The sequence below is a fragment of the Aminobacter sp. UC22_36 genome, from assembly GCF_044056035.1.
GTDB lineage: Bacteria > Pseudomonadota > Alphaproteobacteria > Rhizobiales > Rhizobiaceae > Aminobacter.
The window spans coordinates 5,086,504-5,110,777 of sequence record NZ_CP171996.1 but is presented as its reverse complement, the minus strand read 5'-3'; the positions used below and the strand labels follow the sequence as shown (position 1 = coordinate 5,110,777).

Annotated in this window: 32 protein-coding genes and 1 tRNA gene; 10 read left to right on the top strand and 23 right to left on the bottom strand. The window is 63.0% G+C overall.

The window, feature by feature from the left end:
* Positions 1-34: 34 nt before the first annotated feature.
* The 7 genes from ACHMW7_RS28620 to ACHMW7_RS28590 all read right to left on the bottom strand — a co-directional run bounded on the left by ACHMW7_RS28620 (position 35) and on the right by ACHMW7_RS28590 (position 4,796).
* Positions 35-580 (bottom strand): peroxiredoxin, encoded by a 546-nt coding sequence (locus tag ACHMW7_RS28620; RefSeq protein ID WP_395448720.1) that lies wholly within the window; start codon positions 578-580, stop codon positions 35-37.
* Between the two features lie 137 nt (positions 581-717).
* Complete coding sequence (ureC, locus tag ACHMW7_RS28615) at positions 718-2,430, bottom strand: urease subunit alpha (RefSeq protein ID WP_395448719.1); 1,713 nt, start codon at positions 2,428-2,430, stop codon at positions 718-720.
* Positions 2,430-2,735: an urease subunit beta gene (locus ACHMW7_RS28610; protein WP_395451470.1), complete on the bottom strand. Its 306-nt coding sequence runs from the start codon at positions 2,733-2,735 to the stop codon at positions 2,430-2,432. Before ACHMW7_RS28610 ends, ureC begins: the two co-directional genes overlap by 1 nt.
* A 5-nt stretch (positions 2,736-2,740) precedes the next feature.
* Positions 2,741-3,331: a HupE/UreJ family protein gene (locus ACHMW7_RS28605; protein ID WP_395448718.1), complete on the bottom strand. Its 591-nt coding sequence runs from the start codon at positions 3,329-3,331 to the stop codon at positions 2,741-2,743.
* 26 nt (positions 3,332-3,357) lie between these two features.
* Entirely contained in the window at positions 3,358-3,612 is a 255-nt protein-coding gene (locus tag ACHMW7_RS28600) for a DUF1272 domain-containing protein (protein ID WP_395448717.1), read from the bottom strand.
* A 10-nt stretch (positions 3,613-3,622) separates the two neighbouring features.
* The gene (locus ACHMW7_RS28595) at positions 3,623-3,925 is read right to left on the bottom strand and encodes an urease subunit gamma (RefSeq protein ID WP_395448716.1); all 303 of its coding nucleotides are present in this window, start codon (positions 3,923-3,925) and stop codon (positions 3,623-3,625) included.
* Positions 3,926-3,941: 16 nt separating this feature from the next.
* On the bottom strand, positions 3,942-4,796 hold the full coding sequence (locus ACHMW7_RS28590) for an urease accessory protein UreD (RefSeq protein ID WP_395451469.1): 855 nt from the start codon (positions 4,794-4,796) through the stop codon (positions 3,942-3,944).
* A 196-nt stretch (positions 4,797-4,992) separates the two neighbouring features.
* Between ACHMW7_RS28590 and ACHMW7_RS28585 the strand changes: the two genes are divergently transcribed.
* The 3 genes from ACHMW7_RS28585 to ACHMW7_RS28575 all read left to right on the top strand — a co-directional run bounded on the left by ACHMW7_RS28585 (position 4,993) and on the right by ACHMW7_RS28575 (position 7,310).
* Positions 4,993-5,247 (top strand): acyl carrier protein, encoded by a 255-nt coding sequence (locus ACHMW7_RS28585; RefSeq protein WP_395448715.1) that lies wholly within the window; start codon positions 4,993-4,995, stop codon positions 5,245-5,247.
* A gap of 1 nt (position 5,248) precedes the next feature.
* A complete protein-coding gene (locus tag ACHMW7_RS28580) occupies positions 5,249-6,460 on the top strand; it encodes a beta-ketoacyl-[acyl-carrier-protein] synthase family protein (protein ID WP_395448714.1) in 1,212 nt (403 codons plus the stop codon).
* A 145-nt stretch (positions 6,461-6,605) separates the two neighbouring features.
* A complete protein-coding gene (locus tag ACHMW7_RS28575) occupies positions 6,606-7,310 on the top strand; it encodes a glutathione S-transferase N-terminal domain-containing protein (protein WP_395448713.1) in 705 nt (234 codons plus the stop codon).
* 19 nt (positions 7,311-7,329) lie between these two features.
* Here the strand turns inward: ACHMW7_RS28575 and ACHMW7_RS28570 are convergent, their stop codons facing one another.
* From ACHMW7_RS28570 to ACHMW7_RS28560, 3 genes are all read right to left on the bottom strand, one after another.
* Complete coding sequence (locus ACHMW7_RS28570) at positions 7,330-7,653, bottom strand: hypothetical protein (protein ID WP_395448712.1); 324 nt, start codon at positions 7,651-7,653, stop codon at positions 7,330-7,332.
* A gap of 96 nt (positions 7,654-7,749) precedes the next feature.
* Positions 7,750-8,358: a nucleoside triphosphate hydrolase gene (locus ACHMW7_RS28565; RefSeq protein ID WP_395448711.1), complete on the bottom strand. Its 609-nt coding sequence runs from the start codon at positions 8,356-8,358 to the stop codon at positions 7,750-7,752.
* Between the two features lie 66 nt (positions 8,359-8,424).
* The gene (locus ACHMW7_RS28560; RefSeq protein WP_395448710.1) at positions 8,425-9,516 is read right to left on the bottom strand and encodes a hypothetical protein; all 1,092 of its coding nucleotides are present in this window, start codon (positions 9,514-9,516) and stop codon (positions 8,425-8,427) included.
* Positions 9,517-9,827: 311 nt separating this feature from the next.
* Here ACHMW7_RS28560 and ACHMW7_RS28555 point away from each other — a divergent pair, with 311 nt between their 5' ends.
* Positions 9,828-10,775: a D-alanyl-D-alanine carboxypeptidase family protein gene (locus ACHMW7_RS28555; protein WP_395451468.1), complete on the top strand. Its 948-nt coding sequence runs from the start codon at positions 9,828-9,830 to the stop codon at positions 10,773-10,775.
* A 19-nt stretch (positions 10,776-10,794) separates the two neighbouring features.
* Here ACHMW7_RS28555 and ACHMW7_RS28550 read toward each other — a convergent pair whose 3' ends face one another.
* Both ACHMW7_RS28550 and ACHMW7_RS28545 read right to left on the bottom strand, forming a co-directional pair.
* A complete protein-coding gene (locus ACHMW7_RS28550) occupies positions 10,795-11,196 on the bottom strand; it encodes a cupin domain-containing protein (protein WP_395448709.1) in 402 nt (133 codons plus the stop codon).
* A gap of 213 nt (positions 11,197-11,409) precedes the next feature.
* On the bottom strand, positions 11,410-11,997 hold the full coding sequence (locus ACHMW7_RS28545; RefSeq protein WP_395448708.1) for an IMPACT family protein: 588 nt from the start codon (positions 11,995-11,997) through the stop codon (positions 11,410-11,412).
* 362 nt (positions 11,998-12,359) lie between these two features.
* Here ACHMW7_RS28545 and ACHMW7_RS28540 point away from each other — a divergent pair.
* The 4 genes from ACHMW7_RS28540 (at position 12,360) to ACHMW7_RS28525 (ending at position 13,561) form a co-directional block, all read left to right on the top strand.
* A tRNA-Arg gene (locus tag ACHMW7_RS28540) sits at positions 12,360-12,436 on the top strand.
* A gap of 82 nt (positions 12,437-12,518) precedes the next feature.
* Positions 12,519-12,941: a hypothetical protein gene (locus ACHMW7_RS28535; RefSeq protein ID WP_395448707.1), complete on the top strand. Its 423-nt coding sequence runs from the start codon at positions 12,519-12,521 to the stop codon at positions 12,939-12,941.
* Positions 12,914-13,210, top strand: a complete 297-nt coding sequence (locus ACHMW7_RS28530) for a hypothetical protein (protein WP_395448706.1) — start codon at positions 12,914-12,916, stop codon at positions 13,208-13,210. The genes ACHMW7_RS28535 and ACHMW7_RS28530 overlap by 28 nt, the downstream gene beginning before the upstream one ends.
* A gap of 48 nt (positions 13,211-13,258) precedes the next feature.
* Entirely contained in the window at positions 13,259-13,561 is a 303-nt protein-coding gene (locus ACHMW7_RS28525; RefSeq protein WP_395448705.1) for a hypothetical protein, read from the top strand.
* A 72-nt stretch (positions 13,562-13,633) separates the two neighbouring features.
* On the opposite strand, the gene ACHMW7_RS28520 is transcribed toward ACHMW7_RS28525, so the two are convergent.
* The 5 genes from ACHMW7_RS28520 to ACHMW7_RS28500 are packed head-to-tail and all read right to left on the bottom strand — an operon-like array spanning position 13,634 to position 15,594.
* Positions 13,634-13,927, bottom strand: coding sequence for a hypothetical protein (locus tag ACHMW7_RS28520; RefSeq protein ID WP_395448704.1), 294 nt, complete (start codon positions 13,925-13,927; stop codon positions 13,634-13,636).
* On the bottom strand, positions 13,924-14,457 hold the full coding sequence (locus tag ACHMW7_RS28515) for a hypothetical protein (protein WP_395448703.1): 534 nt from the start codon (positions 14,455-14,457) through the stop codon (positions 13,924-13,926). Before ACHMW7_RS28515 ends, ACHMW7_RS28520 begins: the two co-directional genes overlap by 4 nt.
* On the bottom strand, positions 14,454-14,690 hold the full coding sequence (locus ACHMW7_RS28510) for a hypothetical protein (RefSeq protein WP_395448702.1): 237 nt from the start codon (positions 14,688-14,690) through the stop codon (positions 14,454-14,456). Before ACHMW7_RS28510 ends, ACHMW7_RS28515 begins: the two co-directional genes overlap by 4 nt.
* Positions 14,687-14,899, bottom strand: a complete 213-nt coding sequence (locus ACHMW7_RS28505; RefSeq protein WP_395448701.1) for a hypothetical protein — start codon at positions 14,897-14,899, stop codon at positions 14,687-14,689. Before ACHMW7_RS28505 ends, ACHMW7_RS28510 begins: the two co-directional genes overlap by 4 nt.
* Before the next feature lie 2 nt (positions 14,900-14,901).
* Positions 14,902-15,594, bottom strand: coding sequence for a hypothetical protein (locus tag ACHMW7_RS28500; protein ID WP_395448700.1), 693 nt, complete (start codon positions 15,592-15,594; stop codon positions 14,902-14,904).
* A 134-nt stretch (positions 15,595-15,728) separates the two neighbouring features.
* Here ACHMW7_RS28500 and ACHMW7_RS28495 point away from each other — a divergent pair, with 134 nt between their 5' ends.
* Entirely contained in the window at positions 15,729-16,361 is a 633-nt protein-coding gene (locus tag ACHMW7_RS28495) for a class I SAM-dependent methyltransferase (RefSeq protein WP_395448699.1), read from the top strand.
* Between the two features lie 2 nt (positions 16,362-16,363).
* On the opposite strand, the gene ACHMW7_RS28490 is transcribed toward ACHMW7_RS28495, so the two are convergent.
* From ACHMW7_RS28490 to ACHMW7_RS28480, 3 genes are read right to left on the bottom strand one after another with little or no spacing between them, the layout of a single operon-like run.
* Entirely contained in the window at positions 16,364-17,155 is a 792-nt protein-coding gene (locus ACHMW7_RS28490; RefSeq protein ID WP_395448698.1) for a hypothetical protein, read from the bottom strand.
* Positions 17,152-17,631, bottom strand: a complete 480-nt coding sequence (locus ACHMW7_RS28485; protein ID WP_395448697.1) for a hypothetical protein — start codon at positions 17,629-17,631, stop codon at positions 17,152-17,154. The genes ACHMW7_RS28490 and ACHMW7_RS28485 overlap by 4 nt, the downstream gene beginning before the upstream one ends.
* Entirely contained in the window at positions 17,631-19,148 is a 1,518-nt protein-coding gene (locus ACHMW7_RS28480; protein WP_395448696.1) for a hypothetical protein, read from the bottom strand. The genes ACHMW7_RS28485 and ACHMW7_RS28480 overlap by 1 nt, the downstream gene beginning before the upstream one ends.
* Before the next feature lie 67 nt (positions 19,149-19,215).
* On the opposite strand from ACHMW7_RS28480, the gene ACHMW7_RS28475 reads away from it, so the two are divergent.
* Positions 19,216-19,419, top strand: coding sequence for a hypothetical protein (locus ACHMW7_RS28475; RefSeq protein ID WP_395448695.1), 204 nt, complete (start codon positions 19,216-19,218; stop codon positions 19,417-19,419).
* Here the strand turns inward: ACHMW7_RS28475 and ACHMW7_RS28470 are convergent.
* Genes ACHMW7_RS28470 through ACHMW7_RS28460 form a run of 3 tightly spaced genes read right to left on the bottom strand, consistent with a single transcriptional unit; the run spans position 19,416 to position 24,221 of the window.
* On the bottom strand, positions 19,416-23,141 hold the full coding sequence (locus ACHMW7_RS28470) for a hypothetical protein (protein WP_395448694.1): 3,726 nt from the start codon (positions 23,139-23,141) through the stop codon (positions 19,416-19,418). The genes ACHMW7_RS28475 and ACHMW7_RS28470 overlap by 4 nt on opposite strands.
* Before the next feature lie 2 nt (positions 23,142-23,143).
* Positions 23,144-23,773 carry a hypothetical protein gene (locus ACHMW7_RS28465; RefSeq protein ID WP_395448693.1) on the bottom strand — a complete coding sequence of 210 codons (630 nt, stop codon included), beginning with the start codon at positions 23,771-23,773 and terminating at the stop codon, positions 23,144-23,146.
* Positions 23,760-24,221, bottom strand: coding sequence for a terminase small subunit (locus ACHMW7_RS28460; protein WP_395448692.1), 462 nt, complete (start codon positions 24,219-24,221; stop codon positions 23,760-23,762). Before ACHMW7_RS28460 ends, ACHMW7_RS28465 begins: the two co-directional genes overlap by 14 nt.
* Between the last annotated feature and the right edge of the window lie 53 nt (positions 24,222-24,274).

The following is a 24,274-nucleotide window of genomic DNA, read 5'->3' as shown; positions in this document are numbered from 1 at the left end:
GCCGGGGCTTCGATTTGGCGAAGGTGCGCGAGCCTTACGCGGCTTCGGCGACGTCGTCGTTCTTGAGCGCTTCAAGAATGTTCTGCGGCGAGGAGACACCGTAGGGATCGCTGTCGCAATTGTCGGCGAAGCCTTCTTCCTCGAACCACTTTTCGATGCGGCCGTTGTTGATGACGGCAGCGTAGCGCCACGAGCGCATGCCGAAGCCGACATTGTCCTTGGCAACCAGCATGCCCATCTTGCGGGTGAACTCGCCCGAACCATCCGGGATCAACTTGACCTTGTCGAGGTTCTGCGACTTGCCCCAGGCGTTCATGACGAAGGCGTCGTTGACCGACACGCAGTAGATCTCGTCGATACCCTCAGCCTGGAATTCGCCGAACAGCTTCTCGAAATCGGGCAGCTGGTAGGTCGAGCAGGTCGGGGTGAAGGCGCCCGGCAGCGAAAACAGCACGACGCGCTTGCCGTCGAAATAATCGGCCGAGGTCTTGTCTTCCCAGCGGAAGGGATTGGGGCCGCCAACGGCTTCGTCGCGCACGCGGGTGCGGAAGGTGACGGCAGGAACTTTTTTCCCGAACATGTAGAACTCCATTTCCAAGATAGCGGGAGCCCCCGATCTTGGGCTCGGGAGTCCTGCCGGATATTTTTGCTAGCAGGGGCTAGATAACAATTGGCCGGGAGCGGTTCCAGCGTTGCCGGCGTGGCATCAGGTCGCGGTCAAAACAGGAAGTAGCGCTGCGCCATCGGCAGAACCGTCGCCGGCTCGCAGGTCAGAAGCTCGCCGTCGGCGCGCACTTCGTAGGTCTCCGGGTCGACCTCCATCTCAGGCATGGCGTCGTTGAGGATCATCGAGCGCTTGCCGATGCCGCCACGGGTGTTTTCGACGGCCACCATCTGCTTGTCTACGCCGATGCGTTCGCGCAGGCTGCTCTCCAGCCCGGCCCTCGAGACGAAGGTGATCGAGCTGTTGGTCAGTGCCTTGCCGAATGAACCAAACATCGGCCTGAAATGGCTCGGCTGCGGCGTCGGGATCGAGCCGTTGGGGTCGCCCATGGGGGCGGTGGCTATCCAGCCGCCGAGCAATACCATGTCGGGCTTCACGCCGAAGAAGGCCGGGTTCCACAAAACGAGGTCAGCGCGCTTGCCGATTTCGATCGAGCCGATCTCGCGCGACATGCCATGCGCAATGGCTGGGTTGATGGTGTATTTGGCGATGTAGCGGCGGGCGCGGAAATTATCGTTGTCGCCTGTTTCAGCAGCCAGGGCGCCGCGCTGGCGCTTCATCTTGTCGGCGGTCTGCCATGTTCGGATGATCATCTCGCCGACGCGGCCCATGGCCTGGCTGTCGGACGAAATCACCGAGAACGCGCCGAGGTCGTGCAGGATGTCCTCGGCGGCGATCGTCTCCTTGCGGATGCGGCTTTCGGCAAAGGCGATGTCCTCGGGGATCGACGGCGACAGATGATGGCAGACCATCAGCATGTCGAGGTGCTCGGCGACGGTGTTGACCGTGTAGGGCCGCGTCGGATTGGTCGAGCCCGGGATGACGTTCGGATACTGGCAGATCTTGATGATATCAGGGGCATGGCCGCCGCCGGCACCTTCGGTGTGGAAGGAGTGGACGGTGCGGCCGCTGAAAGCAGCGACCGTGTCCTCGACGAAGCCGCCTTCGTTGAGCGTATCGGAGTGAAGAGCCACCTGGACGTCGTAGGCGTCGGCGACCGACAGGCAGGTGTCGATGGCCGCCGGCGTCGTGCCCCAGTCTTCATGCAGCTTGAGCACGCAGGCGCCGGCCAGCACCTGCTCCTCCAGCGCGCCCGGCAGCGAGGCGTTGCCCTTGCCGGACACGCCGACGTTCATGGGCAGGCCATCGAAGGCCTGGATGATGCGGGCGATGTTCCACGGTCCGGGCGTACACGTGGTGGCGAGCGTGCCGTGCGCCGGGCCGGTACCGCCGCCGACCATGCAGGTGACGCCCGAATTCAGCGCCGCGTCGACCTGCTGCGGCGAGATGAAGTGGATATGCGTGTCGATGCCGCCGGCGGTCAGGATCTTGCCTTCGCCGGCGATGATTTCGGTGCCAGGACCGATGACGACGGTGACGCCGGGCTGGGTGTCCGGATTGCCTGCCTTGCCGATGGCAGCGATGCGCCCGTCCCTGAGACCGACATCGGCCTTGTAAATGCCGGTGTGATCGAGAACCAGCGCATTGGTGATGACGCAGTCCATGGAACCTTGGGCGCGGCTGAGCTGGCTCTGGCCCATGCCGTCGCGGATGACTTTGCCGCCGCCGAACTTCACCTCTTCGCCATAACAGGTGAAGTCGTTCTCGACCTCGATGAACAGCTCGGTGTCGGCAAGCCGAACCTTGTCGCCGACCGTCGGGCCGAACATCCTGGCATAGGCGGCGCGGGAGATTTGTGCCGGCATCAGAGTTTTCCCATCACCTTTTTCTGGAAGCCGTAGACCTCGCGCTTGCCGCCATAGGGCACCAGCGTCACGTCGCGCTCCTGGCCTGGCTCGAAACGCACGGCTGTGCCGGCGGCGATGTCGAGCCGCATGCCGCGCGCCTGTTCGCGGTCGAAGCGAAGGCCGCTGTTGGTCTCGTAGAAATGATAGTGGCTGCCGACCTGGATCGGCCGGTCGCCAATGTTGGCGACCTTGAGCGTGACGGTCGGCTGGCCCTTGTTGAGCTCGATCGAGCCATGGGCGGTGATGAATTCGCCGGGGATCACGGGTCTCACGCTCCGAGCGCCAGCCACAGGCCGCCGAGCGCTGTCGCACCGCCGGCGATGCGCGTCACCAGCCGGCCGGTGTCGCCGCCGAAGACCTTGCCAATGCCGAGACCGAGGCCGACGCCTGTGGCATGCAGCAGCGCCGTCGACAGGGCAAAGCCGATGCCGAAGGACAGCGCTCCGGCGGAACCGAGCTCACCGCCATGGGCGTGGCCGTGGAAGAAGGCAAAGAAGCCCACCATGACCATGCCGGCCCAGGTCGGCACCTTGAGCGCAACCGCGGCGGCGAGGCCGATCACCACCACTGAAGCGAGGATCACCGGTTCGACGAAGGGCAGCGGGGCACCGAAAAGGGCTGCAGCAAAGCCGACCGTCATGGTGGCAACGAAGGCGCCAGGCACCTGCCACAGCGCGCGGCCGCCAAGCAGTGCGGCCCACAGGCCGACCGCGACCATGGCGAGGATGTGGTCGGCGCCAAACAGCGGGTGCGACACGCCGGCGAGCAGCGAGCCATGCTCTTCCGGATTGAGATGGGCCAAGGCTGGTGCAACCGAGAGCGACAGCAAGGAGACGGCGAGGGCGAGACGCTTGAGCATTTGCGGATACCTTCGGTTTGAGACAATCAGGCGGCGGACTTCGGTGCGCAGCCTTCGGCTTTCAGCACGCGCCTGGTCGAGGCTGGATACTTCAAAAGCATCGCCGCCGGCCGGATCGGCCGGGTGGAAAAATTGCCGCCGCAATTGGGGCAGGTGCCGGCGAGCACGCCTGTCGCGCAGTCGGTGCAGAAGGTGCATTCGAAGGTGCAGATCACGGCGTTGGTCGCCTCAGGCGGCAGGTCGCGGTCGCAGCATTCGCAGTTCGGGCGCAGTTCGAGCATGGGCAAAGCCTCAGCGGATCGGTTCGTGCACGGTGACAAGCTTGGTGCCGTCGGGGAAAGTGGCCTCGACCTGGACGTCGTGGATCATCTCGGCGATGCCGTCCATGACGTGGGCGCGGGTAACGACATGTGCGCCAGCCTCCATCAGCTCGGCAACGGGGCGACCATCGCGCGCGCCCTCGACGATGAAGTCGGAGATCAGCGCGATTGCCTCGGGATGGTTGAGCCTGACGCCGCGGTCGAGCCGCTTGCGCGCCACCATCGCCGCCATGGCTATCAAAAGCTTGTCTTTTTCCCGTGGCGTCAGGTTCATGCCGGTACCAAAAATCCTAGAGTGACCAAAGTCTGGGCAGGCCTGCCTGCCCGTTGAGCAGTTCGACCAGCGGGGCGAGTCGTTTGCGCAGCGAATAGCCGTCCTCGGCATGGAGCCTCGCAAGAAGCTTGCCAGTTCCGGCGACCGTCCACAGGCTGGCGCCGCCATCGTCGCCGATGATCTTGCGCGCCGGCTTCAGCAGAGTTTCGCCGCGGTCGGAAACCAGCAGCAGCGTCGCCATGGCGACCCGGCCGCCCGCCGATGCCGCTCTGGCGAGTGTCGCTTCGATGTCGGGGCCAACGGCGAAATCCTCGCCATGGACCAGTCGGCCCTCGCGCCTGACGCGCCAGCGGTCGCGGAACGTGCCGTTTTCCACGCGTTCGCCCATGGCGCTGCGGCCAAAGACGGTGGCTTCGACGATCAGTGCTTCGGCGCCCGCTGCGAGGTCGGCGTCGAGCGTGCGTGAAAAGGCCGAACGGTCGTAAACGATGGTTTCCTGCGGCAGCCAGCCGAGCCAGCCACCGCCACCGACCGACAGGCGAACGTCGACTTCGGCATGGCCAGAAAGCGCGCGATAGACCTTCTCGCAGGCTTGGGTCGTGATGACCGCGCGCGCGCCCTCGCCGACGGAGACCTCCCAGCCAAGCCTGTCGCCGCCGGTCAGCCCGCCGGCCATGTTGATCAGCACCGCTTCCAGCGGATCGGCGTCGGTGTCGGGCAGCCTGATCTTGGCCGCGCCATCCTGGTAGAGGCGGGCGAGGCGGCTGCGGCCGGCACGGCGCTCGACCTCGATGCGGGCGCGTGCCGCGACGCGTTGCGAGGAAATCGCTGCCGCATCCGCCTGAGCGGACGATGATGTGCCTGATGTCATGGTGCCCAAGGGTTAGCCACACTGGCGCTTTTGTCGATATACAAGCTTGTTGCCTCCTGACGTTTCGGTTTCTATACAGGGATGCCTTTTTGGCTCAATTCGGGGGCGATATCGTCTAAAAGGTCTGGCTCGCGCCCGGCGCAGGAACTGCGCGGCACGGGCGTGACAAATTTGAGAGTTCTGGGGAAGGGTACTTATGGCCGACCAGTTGGCAACGGACATCATCGCCAAGATCAAGGCGCATGCTGAGGAAAGCGGCGAAGAGATCACGCTCGACACCGAGCTGACCTCGCTTGGCATCCACTCGCTCGAACTCACCGAGATCATCTTCGACCTCGAGGAAGAGTACGGCATCGAGATCGAGATGAACACCGTCGACGCCTGGAGCAGCCTCAAGAATGTCAGCGACATGGTTGAAGCCGTGCGCGTCCTGATTGCAAAATCTGCCTGAGATGAAGCGTCCCCGCATCGTCATTACCGGAATCGGCGGGCTGTGCGGGCTCGGCACCGACGCTCCGGCCATCTGGGACGCCATGCGCGCCGGCCGTCCGGCCATCGGGCCACTGACCAATGGCGAACTGCACGATCTCAAGATTCGCATTGGCGCCGAGATCAAGCAGCTTCCCGAACATGGCATCGAGCGCAAGCAACTCGTTTCGATGGACCGCTTCAGCCTTCTCGCCGTGATCGCGGCCAAGGAAGCGGTGCGGCAGTCCGGCCTGGTCGTCGATGACAAAAACACCCACCGGGTCGGCACCATCGTCGGCGTCGGTGTTTGCGGCTGGGACGCGATCGAGGAAAACTATCGCGCCATCCTGCTGGAAGGCAAGAACCGCGCCGGCATCTTCACCGTGCCGAAGGTCATGCCCGGTGCTGCCGCCGGCCAGGTCAGCATGAGCCTTGGCCTGCGCGGCCCGGTGTTCGGCGTCACTTCCGCCTGCTCGTCGTCAAACCACGCCTTTGCAACCGCCATGGACCAGCTGCTGCTCGGCCGCGCCGACGCGATCGTTGCCGGCGGCACCGATGCGCCACTGGTGTGGGGCGTGATCAAGGGCTGGGAAGCCTTGCGCGTCGTTGCGCCCGACACCTGCCGTCCGTTCTCCGCCGATCGTCAGGGGCTCGTGCTCGGCGAGGGTGCGGGTATGGTCGTGCTCGAAACCTGGGAACACGCCACAGCGCGTGGCGCGACGATCCTGGCGGAGCTTGCCGGAACCGGCATGTCCGGCGACGCCTCCGACATCGTGGCGCCGACCGTCGAAGGCCCGACCGCGGCGATGCGCGCCTGCCTTGCCGATGCCGGGCTGGCGCCGGAAGAGGTCGACTACATCAACGCGCACGGCACCGGCACCAAGGCCAACGACCAGATCGAGACCGCCGCCATCCGCCGCGTCTTTGGCGCCCATGCCGACAAGCTGTCGGTGTCGTCGACAAAGTCGATGCACGCCCATTGCCTCGGCGCCTCGGGCGCGCTCGAGATGATCGCCTGCGTCAACGCCGTGCGCGAAGGCCTGGTGCCGCCGACCGCCAACTATCGCGAGGCCGACGCCGATTGCGATCTCGACATCACCCCCAATGTCGCCAGGCAGCGCCCGGTGCGCGTGGCGATCAGCAACGGCTTTGCCTTTGGCGGCACCAATGCGGTCGTTGCGGTGAAGGCGGTCTGACCGCGCCGGCTTCGGCTTAAATTGTCATCGGGATAAAACAGCGCGCATGCATATTGATGCGGCGCGTCTGCATGACTAACTCTTGCGTGCCCCCACCATTCTGGCCAGTGCGCTTCACGCCGGGCCACCCCACGAGGAACCGACGATGAGCGATCTCACTCCATTTCCGATTGCTGCCCGCTGGCCGGCGCAGCACCCCGACCGCATCCAGCTCTATTCCTTCCCGACGCCAAACGGCGTGAAGGTGTCGATCGCGCTGGAAGAGCTCGACCTGCCTTACGAGGCGCACGCCATCAACATCGGCAAGAACGAAAGCTGGACGCCGGAATTCCTGGCGCTGAACCCGAATGGCAAGATCCCGGCGATCATCGATCCCAACGGCCCCGGCGGCAAGCCGCTGGCGCTGTTCGAGTCGGGTGCCATCCTGATCTATCTCGCCGAAAAGACCGGCCGCCTGATCCCCGCCGACCGCGCCCGTCATTACGAGACCGTGCAGTGGGTGTTCTTCCAGATGGCGTCGGTCGGCCCGATGTTCGGCCAGCTCGGCTTCTTCCACAAATTCGCCGGCCGCGAGATCGCGGACAAGCGTCCGCTGGAGCGTTACCGCGACGAGTCGCGCCGCCTGCTTGGCGTGCTCGACAAGCGGCTCGAGGGCCGCAAGTGGATCATGGACGACGACTACACCATTGCCGACATCTCGCTGCTTGGCTGGGTGCGTAACCTGATAGGCTTCTACGACGCCGGTGATCTCGTCGGCTTCAAGAGCTTCGAGAATGTCGCGGCATGGCTGGAGCGCGGCCTGGCGCGTCCGGCGGTGCAGGCTGGGTTGAACATTCCGGCGCGTTCGTAACCAACAAGCCAGGGTCAAGTTACTTGGTGCTGGCCTTGGCTTTCGCCTTGGCGCCGTCGCGCGTCACGACGGAGGCGGCAAAGCCGGCGACGCCGGTTGCTACACCCTTGACCTTGCGTATCATCCGAGTGGCCACCGACGGCCGCTTCTCGGCCGTGGCCTTTTTCGGACTTGCGGCCTTGACCGGTTTTTCAGCCGCAGGCGTCACCTTCTTTGGCGCGCTCTTGCCGAATGCCGGCTTAGCTGCGTCCTTGGACCGTTCGGCCAACGCCGGGCCGGCGCCCGCCTTCGATTGAAGTGCCTTGCCCGTCTTCGGGGCAGCTTTCTTCGCCTTGGTCGCCATTGCTGTCGCCTCGCTGTTTCGTGAATTGCTGGACGCGCATTTGCGAATCGTCCGCTGCGAGACAACGGGCATGCCGCGGTTCGGTTCCGCTTGTGGTCAGATCACCAGATCGGCCTTGCGCCGCGCCGCGAGCACGCGATCGATATTGGGCATGTCGTTGCTGTCGATCCAGTTGCGCGCGTCGGCATCCGAGCGGCCATGCTCGCGCCAGCGCTCGACCAGCCGCCGCTCCAGTTCCTCGCGCGGCACGTCGACGAAGATGGTGAAGTCGAAAAGCGGATGCAGCCGTTGCCAGGGCTCCTCGTCGAGCAACAGGTAGTTGCCCTCGACGAGGATGAACTTGACGTCGGCGCTGACGATGTCGGCTGCCGCCCGCGACAGCTCGATGCTGCGGTCGAAGACCGGGATGGCGATGTCGGGTTCGGCGGCGCGCAGGCGCTTGAGCAGCACTTCGAAGCCGGCGAAGTCGAAAGTCTCGGGCGCGCCCTTGCGTGCCCTCAGGCCCCGCTTTTCCAGCACGGCATCGTCGAAATGAAAGCCATCCATCGGCACCACCGCGGCCGAACCTTCAGGCAGGACGTCGTGCAGGGCGGCGGACAGCGTCGACTTGCCCGATCCGGGCGGTCCGGCGATGCCGATGACGAAGCGCTCGGCATGGTGGGCGCGCTTGAACAGGGTTGCGGCGATGTGGGCGATTTCGGACATGGATCTCCCCGATGGTTTCGATGACATTCTGCCGCCGCACCCGTCAAAAATGAGGCGGCGGCTGCATCACTTCAAGTCCGGCTCGCCGATCCGCAGGAAGGTTTCGTCGAACGGCACCTCGCGCTGGCTGCCATCGGTGAAGATCAGCCGCAGCCGGCCCGGCAGGGTTTCGACCTGCGACGGCGGATCGCCGCCTTCCAGCTGCATCGCGCCGACAATCTGGCGGAAGGCAATGCTGCCGCCGAGCGTAAAGGCTGTCTCGACACCTTCCTGCTTCAGCCAGTTGTCGCCGAGCGACGCTGCGTGGCCGATAGCCGAGCGCCCGTCCTCGATGCCGAGCACGCCGTGCCGGCCGTTCCATGGCGCATAAAAGCGGCCGCCATTGCTGATCCACAGCATCGTCACCGGCAGCTCGGCCGGGTTCTTCAGCACCAATACGACATCGGCCTCGGCCTTGCGCGCCACCGCCGTCCAGCCCATGCCGCCGTGCTTTGCCTCGACGAGGGTGACAAAATCCTCGTGCCGGCGCGCAGCATCGTAGTCGGTGAGATCGGTTTGCCCGCCGTCCGCCGCCGGAAAGCGGGTGAGGTCGCTGCTGCGGGCAGGGTAAGCGAGCAGATGGGCGCCGCGCGCCGGGTCCGGTTCGGTGACATCGGGTGGGGTCGCCGCCAGCCGCTTTGGCGAAAAGGCCAGCCGCCCGCCTTCGGCCATCTCGGTCATCGGGTGCTGGGCAACCGAGATCGCACCCGACCCGCCGGTGAAGGTGTGCTCCTGGTACAGGAACGGGTGGCCGTCGCGCAGGATAAGCGTCTTTTCGACGGTGGCGCCCATCACCTTGTGCTGCAGCCGGAAGCTGACGCGGCGGCCGCCCGAAATGGCTTCGTCGGCAATGAGATCCCAGGCGCTGTTGGCCGGCCAGCCATGCAAAGGTGCCGCCTCGACGTCGCTGCGCGAAAACGGCGCGCACAAGAAATCGCCCGACAGCCTGACAACACCCTCAGGCAGGCCTTCGGGCAGGTCGTCGCGTTCGATCCACGGCGCCCGGTGCAGCGGCTGCAGCAACCGCCCGCCGCTTTCGATGACGAATTCGGCGATATGGCCGACCGACAGATCGAGCGCGGCCGAAATTCCCTCTGCCCGGAAGCTGTGCACAGTCATCGCCAAATCACCCCAGCTGCATGGCGTCAACAGAGCCGATTTGGCATCCTCCGCGCAAGCCGGCGGGTGTAACCAATATTCAACACCGCCAGCGCAACATGCATCTGGTGCGTCCGGCCAAATGGACGGAATGGCGCGCGTTCTGTAAATCTCCGGCTGTTGCTGCCGGCCGGCATGTGACAAAGCCCAATTTTGGCGGCCACCGACAGGTTTTTTCTTTGCAAGCCCAGATCCAACCCGCTTCGTTGCCTGTCAGGTTTCCCCGGTTTCGGTGGCTCGGACTGTTGCGCAATCTTGTGACGCTGGTTGCGATGGCCGCCCTTGTCGCCGGCTGCGCCACTACGGAGACGCTGAACGTCGCGCCGCAGGCGGCGCCGGAGAAGTTTGCCGCCATCGTCGTCGACGCTTCCAACGGGCGGACGCTTTACCAGGCCTACTCGACGGCACCGCGCTATCCCGCCTCGCTGACCAAGATGATGACGCTGTACCTGACCTTCGAGGCGGTGCAGCAGGGCCGCCTGTCCAAGACCACGCTCATTCCGGTGTCGGAGAATGCCCGCTCGCAGCCGCCCTCCAAGCTCGGCTTCAAGCGTGGCGAACAGATCGAGCTCGAAGCGGCGATCCGGGCGCTGGCCACCAAGTCGGCCAATGACGTGGCGGTGGCCGTCGGCGAATATCTCGGCGGTTCGGAGGAGGGTTTTGCCCGCCAGATGACATCAAAGGCGCGCCAGCTCGGCATGACCAGCACCGTCTTCCGCAACGCCTCGGGCCTGCCTGATCCGCAGCAGCGCACCACCGCGCGCGACATGGCGGTGCTCGGCATGGCGCTGCGCAAGCATTTCCCGCAGAACTATTATTATTTCTCGGCGACCGACTTCAATTTCCGCGGCAAGCGCATCCGCGGCCACAACGACCTGCTTGGTCGGGTCAATGGCGTCGACGGCATCAAGACCGGCTACATCAGGGCCTCGGGCTTCAACATCGTCACCTCCGTCAATGCCGACGGCCGCAAGCTGGTGATCGTCGTCATGGGCGGCGACACGGCGCGCAAGCGCAACGCCCAGGTCGAGGAGATGATCGTCCGCTACATGCCACAGGCGGCTGGCGGCAGCCTGGCGTCGTCACTGTTCACCCCGGCACCTGCAGCTACAGCGCTTGCCACGTCCTTGCCGGCGCCGGCCACGCCAGGCATGCCGATGCCGGTCGACACGACCGTGCAGCAAGGCGACGCACCGGTGCCGATGGACGATATCCAGTAGACTGGAGGCGGCGCCGGGCTCAGGTCGGCGCCGTGTATTGATCATCAGTGACATGTTCGAGCCAGTCGACGGCGCGGCCGTCGAGTGCTTCCTGCAAAGCGATATGGGTCATGGCCGTGGTCGCCGAAGCGCCGTGCCAGTGCTTTTCCCCTGGCGCGAACCAGACCACGTCGCCATTGCGAATCTCTTCGACAACTCCGCCCCAGACCTGGGCCCAGCCGAGGCCGGAGGTTATGACCAGCGTCTGGCCGAGCGGGTGGGTGTGCCAGGCCGTGCGCGCGCCGGGCTCGAAGGTGACGGTGACGGCGCGCAGCCGGGCCGGCGCCGGGGCCTCGATAACAGGGTCCTGGCGCACCGATCCGGTGAAATAGTCAGGCGAGGGCGTTGCCGAAGGCCGCGAGCCGCTGCGTTTGATGTCCATTTTCGTCTCCTGACGATGATCGCTGGTGCTTAAAAACTGTTGCCGGTTTGGTGCCCAAAGAAGCTACGGAGGGGTGATGACCCGATCTGGCGGGCGATTTTCCTTGTGCCGTCGGGCTGGGATCGCGCCTGGCATCATCATAAGCCGCAGTGATACCTTTTGCCCCGCCGAAAAGTCGAACTGGCCTCGATTGTTTAGCACATTATGCCAACCTCAGTCCGGCAAGGCGACAGTCGCCCGGCCGCTGGTCAGGTCGGCGATCATCCGCACGATCGCAGCAATGTCGGCCTCGGGCAGCGCCACCACAAGCTCGGCGCCGGTCGCGGTGAAGGTCTCAGCGACGATGCGTACGCCCGGCTGGGCCGCGAGCCGCGCCTGGACGATCGCCAGATCGGCGAAGCCGCAGGTGATTTTCGCTTCGACCGAGATGACGATTTCGGTCTTGGCCGCGGCGCGCAGGCAGGCGGCGGCCGTGCCGCCATAAGCCCGCACCAGCCCGCCGCTGCCCAAGAGGATGCCGCCGAACCAGCGCGTGACCACCACGGCGACATTGTCGAGCGACTGGCCGTCGAGCGCCTGCAGGATCGGCTTGCCCGCCGTGCCGCTCGGCTCGCCGTCGTCGCTGAAGCGGTAGCTCTGGCCGATGCGCCAGGCCCAGCAATTGTGGTTGGCACTGGCATCCGAATGGCCAGCGATGAACGCCTTGGCCGCCGCCTCGTCGGCCACCGGCCCGGCGGCTGCCAGGAACCGGCTCTTCTTGATGTCCTGGGCGAAGGTTTCGGGTTGGGCGAGCGTGAACATGTCTGAAGGCCGTTAGACAATGCCGGGCAGGTGGCGTCAATCGCGTCTCGCTGGGCCGATGCTGTCACTCAAATCAGCCAAGGCCCGGAAGGGCATCGCAGCCAATGCCAGCATCGCCGCCGAAACCCGCCGAGCATCGCTTACCGCAGCCAGCAATGCGCGCCATGTCGGGGCAAAGCCGAGGGCACCCGGCCGGATTGCAGATCGCGGATGCTACCGGCCGCTCGTGCAAGGCCGTCGCCGCAATCGGTCCGGTTAGGCATTGCGATTTGCCACTTCTCCCGTTGAAGCTTGCCGCGGCATCGGTTATGAACGCGCGTCGTCCGGTGCGCCGGGCGTGTTCGGCGCGAATTCGCCGACGAGCACCCGTAGCTCAGCTGGATAGAGCGCTGCCCTCCGAAGGCAGAGGTCACAGGTTCGAATCCTGTCGGGTGCGCCAATCTTTTCAACACCTTATGTGATTTTTTCGGGGTCGGCTGAATTGCCAACTCACCAAATACTCACCGTTGAAGAGATGGCCCATGACCTCCAATACTCCCCGTGGGAGAATGTCGGACAAGCGCCGGCAGCACATCTTTTCTGAGAACTGCACCGGCCACAACGTTGCCCCCTGCTGCATCTGCGGGCAGATCATCCACCGCCATGACGACCGCTGGATTGTCGAGCACAAGCGCGCCTTGGCCCTGCTCGGCAGGGACGTCAACACCAACTGCGGCCCGGCACACTACGACTGCGCCCAGGTGAAGACGCATACGGAAGACCTCCCCCGGATCAGGAAGGCCAAGCGTCAGCAGGCCATGCACGAGGGCACCAAGGAGATTTCTCGCCGCTTCGTGCGCCCGGCAGGCCTCATCTACGATTGGCAGATGCGTAGGTACGTGCAAGAAATCGAGATCCCAGCCAACACGGGTATAAAATGGCAAAGGTCGAGAAGTTCCCAGTGAACCACGCGCAACGCGAGTTGAACCGACGCGGCAAAATGAGCCTCAACTGCATTGTGAGTGATCGCTGGCTACGAGTGGGCGACCCTCACCACTTGGCCATCGATCTAGGCACCTCGACAATCGAAATAGGCACACCGATAGAGATCGACGTTATGAGGGCCTACAGCAACTCAACCGGCGGCGATCGCAAGATTTGCAACCTGATCATCACCGTGGAGCAATTGCGAGCGCTCCTAGCAGAGATCGAGAAAAAACAGGCTCAACAATAGCCCCGCGACCCTTCGGCGGCGGGGCCGCCAGCTAGTGTGGGAGGGGAAATGCGCTTCGTTGCCGTGTTGTTCAAGCTCGTACTTATCGGTGCTGGCGCGATAGCCGCATTGGGCGTTGCGATTCTCGGGGTGGCAGCCTGGACGCACAGCAATGTGGCCAAGGCCCATGGCACGTGCGAAATGCGCATCATGGAAAACGCGATCGAGCAAGATAAGTCCAGCGAGTACCGGCGGGCCTGCATGAAGTCTCACGGCTATCTGATGACAGGCGACTGCTTCGTAAGAAGCTTTTCGACAGCCTCCTGCTTTGTGCCCCGCTGGGCTGTATGGATTGAGAAAATCGATTTCTGAAACGCACAAAAGCCCCGCCACCTTTCGGCGCGGGGCGGCTAATAGGTGGTAATGGACGCCAATGGATCGCGGCTAGGGCTGCGGAACATCCTTTTCGAGCAGCCTTACCGCACGATCTATCTGGACAGACACATTCTGCAGCGTGACCTCCATCCGGGTCAGTCGGTCCTTCATTTCGCCGCTCTGGATTTCCAAGCGCTCAATGCGGGAGGTATTCGCCGCGGTCGCCAGTCTGTTGGCCTCGATGTCGGAGCGGAAGTTTGCCCAACCGAAGACGATGGTTGCGAGCAACGTGCCGATGGTGATCATGTTGCCCAGGCTCATCTTCATATCGATATCCATGCCGAAGTGCTTTTGGTCGCTCATGGCTTCCTCCCGCACAGTTCCTCGTGTGTCTTCAGAATGGTGAGGTGCCGCGCTGCTTCCTCGGCATTCATGGCGTCATAGACCTGTTGCCGATAGCGGAGGTCAGGGCCAAGGCAGATGCTCCCGCGTGCAGTGGTGCAGGCCGCGGCGCCCGTCAGGACGACGATCAGCAGCAGGATCCGCGTGATGATGTCGAGCAGCCGGCGCTTCATTTGGCGGCTCCTTCCGCACGTGGCGTGAATGACAGGTCCAGGAAGCAGCCACCGAATGACACGAGCAGCGTATAGACGAGGCGGCCATGCATCACGGATGCGCGGCGGCTTGTCGGTTTCCCTGAATGCGAATTTGCTGGTTATCGCATCCACCACCGCCTGTGGCTCAGCAGCATCATCGATCCATGGGATGCAGATTAGGTCCATGTCGCGTGCAAGAGAGCCATGAACCGCCATCGCATAACCATGTGCGCGGGCGATCTCGGCCAGTTCTTTGTACGCGCCTATGTAGATAGGGGCGTTGTTGGCGGGCTTCATGGCCGTGTCCTCTTGGCGAGCTCGGCGCGCACCTGATCGGCTGACATGGCGCCGACATCAGACTGCACCTCGTCAGCGACGTCCCTCGCCTTCTGCTCAGCCTTGGCCTGCTTCTCACGCTCAAGGCGGGCGCCGGTGAGCCGCTGCTTGAAGCCCCATCCTAGCGCCCCGATGATGCCGGCCATGATCGCCAGCAACGTCGGGTTTGAGATCAGGAAGCCGAGGATGCTCATAAGCTCGGTTCCCGGCGACGACGCAGGTATTCCGTCATTACGCCGTTGGCCACCAGCACCCAGGGGAACCAGTCAGACGGGATAACAGGCTGGAGCACAGACGGGTCAACGTAGGTGACCGCCACTGCCACGGCGCCCGCAGCGGCCTGCAGGCGTGCCCAAAAGATGGTTTCGCTATCCTTGAAGAAATGTTTGATGCGGGTCCACATGATCAGTGATCCTTTCGAGAGAAGGCCCAAGCGAAGGCCTTGGCAGCGAGTTGCAGGAAGAAGGCCAAGCCCTTGGCGGGTTCGGCGACAGGTGGCGACGGACTTGTCTCATCCGGCTTCGGGGCGGTGGGCTTCGGCTCGGGAATGGTGAGCGTCTTGGGTGCCTGGCCGATGTAGCCGGCAGCTCGGAGCGCCGTTTCGAAGGTCTTGGCATAGCCGGCAAGGTCGTCGTCTCGATCAGTGCCGTTGACGATGCGCCGGGCGCCGACATAGTCGCTGCGGTCGCCAACGATGTAGTCATCCAGCTTCTTGCCGGTGAACATGCCCTTGGTCATGCCGTCGAAGATGGCGCGCAAGGCAATCGGCCAGGTCATCATCTGGCCCGGTGCGGTAGCGCCGAATTTGCGGTGGTTCTCTTCCCAGGTGACTTGCACCAAGCCCTCGCCCACCCAAGGGTAATAGCGCTTGGAGCGAAGGTACTTTTCGCCGCCCATCTCGCGGATCGGCTGCATGGTGTGTGCCGTCTCGTGGTAGGCGGTCGACAGGATGTAGGCGAGATGCCGCAATGGCGTGCCGCGGCGCTGGGCCTCGTCGAGTATCTGCTCAGTGCCGTTGACCTGGCTTTGGCTGAGCGACGTTCCGAACACGCCAGACGAGCGCGCGCGCAAGGCCGCGTAGAACTTGCTACGGTCCATGGGATTTTCCTTCAGCTTGGGAGTAGAATTGAGCAGCGTGGGAGGCGCGGAAAATCTTGGAAGGGAGTTTTCAGCGCCGCGACTGTCGGCTAGGTTCCGCGCCAACAACAGCACTCGAAAATATCAGGTTCAGCATGTCGAAATTTTCTGACCTTCTTCGCCGGGCTGGTATACTTCGACCAAAGCCACGCTGGTCAGACATCCCTTATTGGGAGCATCGCAAGAACTTTCGATACACAAAGCTAGTCGATCAAATCATCAGGATTGCGGAGCAGGGCGCCCGAAGTGCACTCGATGTTGGCCCCAACGGGACACCGATTATTGAGGCATTCGATTGGATATCCGATCGGGCAACTGTTGACCTTGAGGCCCCTTACGCTTCCGCCTCCGTCCAAGGTTTCCGTGCCGATTTCCTCGAGTTCCAACCGCCGCAGTACTACGACTTGGTACTCTGCCTGCAGGTTCTTGAGCATCTGCCGGATCCGAAAAGCTTCGCAGAAAAACTGTTTGCATCCGGACGGAACGTTCTCATATCCGTACCTCACCTTTGGCCGGAAGGCGCATGTGCTCAGCACCTGCAAGACCCTGTTGACGAAATGAAGCTGCGGTCCTGGACGGGGCGCGATGCCGACTATTCCATCGTAGTGCGCGAGGATACCCCCGCTCCCGACAACACGAGATTGATTTCGTATTACAGAGGCTCGGTTCCGCTAACTCAAGGCGACCTAGGCCGCATCAAAGGCGCGGCGTCCGCCTTGCTCGCCTGATGTCAGAGATACTTGCTGCGCGTTGCTTCGTAGAAGGCGCGCAGTTCGGCTTCGGTTAGCGCGCGGCCTTCCCAGCACATGAAATTGGAAGATCGCCCGCCATTGCGTAATGGCTGATCACCAGAGCCGCGAGCGGCTACTGAAAACACCAACGAGGCGTTCCCCGCTGACGGGGATGTGTAAGTTGCAGTCCCTACCGTCTGTGTTGGCCCTTGGCACATGATCGACTTGTTGTTCGGAACGTCAACTGAAGCAGCCATAAACAGCCATTGCCCTGAGGCAGAACCGTGCGCAACTTGGAGGTTGAGTACATCAATGCCGCCGTTCACGACATAGAATTGATGTGTCGTCGTGGTCATGCTCCAGCGCCAACCGACATTCCCCGTTGGTTGCGATGTTCCCGCGAGACCGTTGATCGTCGCAAAATCACCGAAGCGATACCAGCCCGCAACTGAGCATCTGGCTCCGGCCTTATGCATGTTTTGCATCCAGGCTTCATTCGCCGTGTCGTAGAGAAAGTAATCCCCGCCGTCGTGGGCGAAATAGTCATTGCCTGATTTCCGGCCTATCACTCCGGTGAAGGTTGGATCGTCGGCCGCCACCGTTGCGCTACTGCCAAGAAAGAAGTCATGCCCATTGCCTGACAGATCAAGCCATTTCTGCCCGCCCGGATACGAAGCCTGGTTGCCGGCATCAAGACAAATCTTGAGGTTGGCTGAGAGGCCGAGACGGTCGATCACCGCCAAGGTATCGGTGCTCGGAGCTCCCATGCTCGGGGCCAGCCCCGGTATCATCGAAACGTCTCCCCAAGCCTGAAAAGGTCATCGACCTGTTCATTGGTCATGATCCCTGCGGCAACACCGGCTGAGATTACTGCGTTGTCGCGCCGAACCTCCGTTGCGTATTCCCACTCCTCTTGGTCTGCCTCGGGTAGGGTTGCCACATAAGCGTCGACGGCTGCTTTGAAACCAGCAACGCGGAGGGCCTTTCTCGCCTGTAAGGGCGAGATGCTATTCGGCACTGGAGGCGGTGGCGCGTCGGCCAGGTCGTTGACGTAACGCACCACGCCAGCGAGGCGCTGGACTGCGATCGATATGGCAACCTTGCCTTCCGGCACCGCCTCGGCCGGCGCCGGCGCAAAGAGCCCAACAGCAGCTAGCTCCGCAACCGACCACACCTGCTCGATGTCGCGCGGATGCGTGACGTCGTTGATCGGTTCGCCCTGCCAGGGCCTAAAGTTATTGGGCGCGTGTTCATGATAAAGCGGCATCAGGTTGGCTCCGACAGACCGAGAAATAGGTAGGTGGACGCGTCACGGCAGAGAAAGTGCGCGATACGACGCGCTGTGATCGAAGGCGCACCAGCAATGCCGAACTTGAAGTTCGAACCCCAAGACGTAGTGAATGCGCCTGGCGTGATGTCGATGTTCAAAGGCCATCCGAGCTTGGCGTTGGTCGGATTGCCCATTGTTGCATTGGCTGAGTGCGTGATGGTCCTATTGACACCAGCAGCATGGTCGACAGCAGGTGACGCGCCAGCGGTTATTGCGACCCAATCCATGGCCGAAAGAGCGATGTCTGGCGTCAGAACCTTATCCGCTGTGCCGGCACGCAAGTTGGCAGCGCTCGCCTTGTCGATTGCAATGGTCCGGTCAGCACCGAGGTTTCCGCCACCTGTGAGACCAGTACCTGTTGCTATCTGGCGAGCAGATGTCACTTCCCCGGCGTCTCCGGTTCGGCTGAAGATCAGCCAATGAGCCGCGCCATTCGTCAGAGTGCCCGAGCCGCCGACATAGGCCAGCGTCAGTTTGCGATAGCCGGTCCCGTCGACCACGGAACCGGTGACATTGTAGGTGTGCCGGATCGTGGCATTCGTCTTAGATCGGATCGTCAGGACGCCACGGACCGTAGTCGTGCTGTCGTCCCATGTGTCGAGCACACCCGTAGCAGCCACGCCATCACTGTCGACGTTGTCGATGTAGGCGGCGGTTGCCGAGCCGGGAGCCGCATTGTTGAGCCGGAAGATGCCGGCGCCGGGGTCAGCATCGGTTGTCGTGGTCGAGAAGTTGTACGGCAGCGCTGCCACCGAGTTGGCCGCTGCAGACGCGCTGTTTGCCGCATTGGTGGCCGAGGTCGACGCTGCACCGGCAGAGGTGGCGGCAGCGCTTTCCGATCCGGCCGCAGCACTCTGGGATGCGGCGGCAGCGCCTGCTGATGCCTGTGCAGCCAGAACAGCGGACGTCAGCTCCTTGAGCGGGAATATCACCTCGAAGCGAACCCCGGTGAAGAACAGAACCGCCTGCCTTCCGGTCTTGAATTCGGTTGCCTCGATGTTGGAGCCGTCACCGTATTTCACGCCATAGGTACCAACACCCGAGACCGTGATCGTCGTCGCGGCGCTGTTGTCGGCCGTGGGCGTCATCAGGTAGAGCCGATCCGCCTGGAACCCTACCGGCTGGGAAACCACGACCGCGTTGCCCGTCCCGCCTGTTATGGTGAGCTTGTCGACGGCAGCGCGGCCGAACAGCCGGCCATAGGTCATCGGTACCCATGAAGCCCCGGTCGCGTCCCATTCCTTCAGGACAGCAGGGTCGAAGTTCTTGTCGAGCCAGAGCTTGTCAGTTGCAGGCGCGACGATGCCGTCGACCATGTTGCTGAAGACACCAGCCGCCCGCAGCGCGGACAGCACCAGCTCAGACACGCGCACATATTTGCCGGTCTCGCTGGTGAGCGTCGGGCCGGTGAGGAAGAGACCCCAATGCAGTGAGTTGTCAAATTCGGTCGCCATGTCTTATCCTCAACGGAATGCGGCTCGCCGAGACGAGCTGTTCAGGTCGGTGCGGGATGGGCTTTCAATGGGTAAAAGTGCAGGGAAAGTCGAATTGGCCTGGCTTCATCTCAAGGATGCGGCGCCTTGGGGCTGGTTGTTTTTTGGCACGTTCATGGCCATCCTCGTTCTGGTGCTGCTTGGAGGCGCAACAGGCGTGATCCCGACAAAGTTCGGGCCAGATGGAGACTGCGGTCCGCGCGGGATGACACTGGCGGACACCTGCAACTAGTCCACCATCTCCTTCAGTGTCGGCTCGACGCCTTTGAAGCCGCTCCAGTCTTCGACGAAGGCACCACCTTCGATGATCCACCGCCAATAGGGCAGAGTTGCAAATGGCACCATTTGCGACATGCGGTTGATGTCGGCCGGCGCGACATCGAGGTCACCGGATACCCCTCTTGCCGGGATGCCGAGTAGTTGTGCGGCATCGGTTCCAAGCTGGAACGAGGGGCCAAGCAGAGCGCCGAAGGCGTCACGGTTGACATAGCGGGAAGCAGGTTGGCGACCATCAGCCCCGGGGACGGCCATCTGCCCAGCGGACGAAGCCAGCGCGAAAAAGCCCGGCCCGCCCACTTTCTCCCACGTGTTGTTGATCTCCATGCCAACGGACAGAATACCTGACCGCTCAAACCCCTCAGCGATCCACGTGCCGGGGTTGTTCGAAAGAGGTCGGCCGCTCTCCATCTGCTTCAGATAGTAGGCGGCCATGCCCAGCGCTGACATTCCGACGATGCCGGTGACCATCGAGCCAGGGCCATCCTGAAGACCGCGCATCAGGACGCGCTGGTTTGAGGCAATGGCGAATGTCTTGAACTGAAGAAGCGCCCGGCCTGCCGGCGAATGAGCGAACAAGGGCACATCGGCCACGCTCTTAGTGACGATGATGCTGTCGACGTCCTTGTTGAGCCCGCCAGCGAAGGCACGGCGAGCGCCTTCATCGTCCCATCGCTCGATGCCGGGAATGTGGACATTGCCGTCGACCTGGCCGAACTGGTCGAACTGCTTCGCAATCCGCTCGGCCATGAATTCGTCGATACCGAGGAAGCCCATGTATCGGCGCTCTTCCGGTGTGAGCTTGGCATAGTCACCGAGGGCGGCGTTTTTCAGGATACGGTTCTGCACCAGCACCGAGGCAATCGCCTTGTGCGTGTCGTTCCAGAACGGCAGCAGTGTCATGCGAGAGAAAGTGCTGCCCATGTTGTCGATCAGCCGCTCAAACGGGCTGTTCTGGGCATAAGGGTCAGCCAGTTCGGCCATGGTGGCGATGCGCGACTGCAAAGTGCGTTCCGTCACCGCGCCCATGAGCTTGGCATCGGCGACCGAGAGCTTGACCGCCTCCAGATTGGTGATCAGCGGCGCAATGCCTTCGCCCATATACCGACCCAAGCCGTGAACCATTGCGGGGCGAACCGCATCGGTGAGCGACGACACCAGCACACCGCCAAGCTGGCGGATGAAGTTGAACGTGCCGGCTGTGCGAAGGATGCGGGCAAAGTTCGTGTGCTGGCTGTCGACCTTGTACTGTCCGCGCAGCAGATCGCGGACCCCGGAGAAGTCCTCTACGTCGCTTTTCTCGCGGTTCTTGAGCCTGTCCAGTTCCTTGGCCTTCGCGGCCGGCTCCATGTCGGAGGCTTCCACCTGCTCGCGTAGAGACCGGTAATCGTCCTGCAGGCGGCTCAGCTGCGCTTGCAGTGTGGGCTTGCCAGGACCGCCAAGGCGCTGATCCATGCGCGTCAACTCGACATCGGCGGCCATCACGCGGGCGTAGCGCCGGGCGATGAGTTCGATGTCGTGCTCTAGGAACTCTTCGATCAGGTGGTCGGGAATGTTGAACGTTCGTTCCTTGAGCGGCCCGCGCGCCGACATCACCATGTCATAGGACGGCATGCCCTGATTGGCGCGGCCGGTCAGCTGGGAGAAGATGTCGTCGACAATGCCCTTCACATAGTCCGCCCGGTCTGCAGGCGAGAGAAATTCGGGGATCTCCTGTTTGACCTTGGGCACCATTGGCTCAAGCTTGTCGGCCTTCACCTTCAGCCCGCCGATGCTGGCCTGCATTCGGTCTAGGTCGACCGACTTCGCGGCCAACTCAGCGAGCATGTCATCGTTGGCCTTGCCTTCGGCTTCCATGCGCTTCAGCGCGTCGACCCGTTTGCGTAGCGAGCGCTCAGACAGCTTCGCCTTGAACAGGTCGCGCTTGGTCGTGGCATAGTCGACAACCAGGCTGACACGGGGCGAGGCGTTGGCGAGGTCGCGCACCGCGTCTAGCTCAAGCTCTAGATTGGTCAGGCCCTCGCTCAGCGTGCGCGCTTCCATGGCCGAGATTTCACGCTCATTGACCAGCTTGTCGCCGGCAGTGTCGAAGTCGGCCAGTTCGCGTTCGAGGCGGGAAATGCGGCTGTCCATGCCTTCGACGTTGTTTTCCGCTCCCATCACACGGTCGATGAAGTCACGGACCTCCTTAACCGACGCATTCGGCGACAGGCCAACGTCTTCCAGCCACTTCGCCGCCGTCTTGTCGAGATTGTCGAGCAGTTCGGCCGCAGCCTCTTCGTCGGCAGTGCGCAGCGGTGAGCCGCCGAGTTCGTCGCGGATCGCGTTCATGACCGCGCGCGGGTCAACATAATCGGAACCGTCGCCAGCCAGGCGGGCAAACATGGCATCTTCGGACTGGACGAAGTTGTCGACATCGCCGATGCCCTCTTTTGCCTTGAACAGGCCGGGGTGTGTCTTCGGCGTAACGTCCATGGCGCGCAGTTCGCCGTCGAGCTTTGAACCTACCCGTACGCCGCCCTTGCTCCTGATCAGCGCCAGGACCGGGAAGCGCTCGGCATAGGATTGCTTGCGGCCCGCAGAGCGCTCGGCTTTGCGGACTTCCTTGACCGCATCCACCATGACGGCGTTTTCGTCCATGTTCCGAAGCCGCTTCACCAGATCGCCCGGCGCCCGAGCTTTCAACAGGTCCAGGCGGGTTTGCTGCAGACCGGCCAACTGGCCGCTTTTGCGCTGACGGATGCCCTGCCGTTCGTTCAGTCGGTCTTCGAGGCTGTCGAGCCTGTCGGTCGCCTTGGTCAGTGCTTCGCGCTGCTTGTCCGCATCAACAATCTTATTGCCGATCCTGATCTCGTCAGCCTTGAACTCGAGTTGTGAAAGCTGCTCGTCAATCCACGGCGCCACGATGCGCTTGAAACGAGCTTCGCCGGCATTTAACCGCGGCGAATTCCATATGCGCGTCAGGTAGGAGACGGCGGTTTTGACGTTCACGTCTGCGGGCAGCAAGCCGACCTCGATAGCCGCCTTTTTCAGCGGCTCGAACAGAGCATCGCGCCACGACGAAGCAGCCTTGCTGACGGCTTCGTTCTCGCCGACGTCGCCCCGGCGCATGGCTTTGCTGACAGCCGTCCTGAACTCTTCGGCGCTCATGTTGAAATCAGGCGTCTTGCGGGCTTCGTTGTAGATGCCGCGCATGTCCGTCAGGCCCTTGGTCAGAGCGCCCCGGTCCCAGTATTTCACGGCGCTCTCGACGGCTAGATTGCCTTCGCCGCGCACGTTCTTTTCGAGGTAATAGCCAGTCTCGGCCAGATCGGCCATGTTTGCCCGATGCACCGCCGAAGGGCTGTGCGCGGCACGGGTCAACGGGTTGAGTTGCGCGGTTGCCTTGCCGACCAGCTTGGCGCCGCCGGCAATGCTGTAGTCCTCAAGCACAGGCTTTTCGACGGCAGCAGCGCCAGCGCTCTGCCCCTCTGTCAGGCCAGCCCGGAAGTCTGCCAGCGCCGCGCCGCTATTGTCGCCCTCGGCCATGACACGGTCGACTGTCGAGAGTGCCGCCTTGCGTTCTGCTGCCGAAAACAATGCGCCGGCCCCGGAGCCAAGGAGCGCGCCGAGAACCGCGCCGCCGCCAACGGCGAGCACGCTTTCGCTCAGAGGCCGCGTCTCCTGAGTTGCCTGCAAGGCTACTTCGGACACACCAGCCCCGAGCATACCAGCAAGGCCGGTCGAGACAGCCATGGCGACCAGTACCGGACAACCCACATGCCTTCGGCTGATGTCGGCGGGTTGCCGGTGCAGACCACACGACAGCGACGGCCCTGCGCATCGCGAAGCCAACCGATGATGTAGCGATACTGGCTTTCCGTGAACTGCGTGATTTCGTCGAAGGCCTTCAGACGGTGCGCGCGACCCTGATACTTTTCCTTGTCGGCCTCGTTGGGCACGCCGCCCAGTTCGATCTTGCCGCCGCTCGGCAGCCGCCAGACGTGCGCCTGGCTGTTGTAGCCGTCACGGGTGCCGAGCATCCGCGCAAGCTCATCCTCGATGCCCTTGAGCTGCGTTGCCTGCCTGCGGAGGATCAATGCTGGCTGGTACTCTTCCAGCCCGAGGCCGCAAATCAGCGTCGTCTTGCCGCCACCGGCTGCGCCGCCATAGAAGGTTTCATCGGCTTGCGAGAACCATGCGTCAGTCTGTGGGCCGGGGTTCGGGATCATGTACCGGCCAGCCGAGGCGTTCAGCGCCTCGTCAATCACTTCCTGCCTTGCTTCTGGCGGCAGCGCATCGAGCGCGGCTAGGACTTCACTTAGCTGCACTGTTCAGCCCTTGAGCCAGGAGGAAGGCCACGCGGCGAGCAATGTCATTCTTGGAGAGGTCATCCACTGTCGAGGTAAGGGGCGCGCCACCCTTGCCCGTCACTTCCGCCTTCTCGACAAGCAGGCCATGCAGCTTGGCTTTGCCCATGATCGCCGAGACAGCAGCAGATGCGCCCTTCTCGTCTCCCATCGCCTTGACGCGAGCCAGTTCAAGCTCTCCGGTCAGCGTGCCGATGGACACCATGGCGAGGTCGCGGGCTTGCTGCTGAAGCTCTTTGACCCTTGCGGCAACCGTAGGGTTGGCCAGCAGCCGGCTTGCCTCGCTCCAGATGGTTTCGGGCTTGGTGTCAGCCCGTACCTCATACGCGCGCCGGTATGCTTCCGAGCCGTTGCCTGTCTCGACGTAGGCGAGAGCGAATGCCTCTTGTTTGGCGGTCAGGTCAGACATCGCCTTCCCGATGCGGGTCTGGCTTGGTTTCCATTTGCGAGATACCTTTCGCT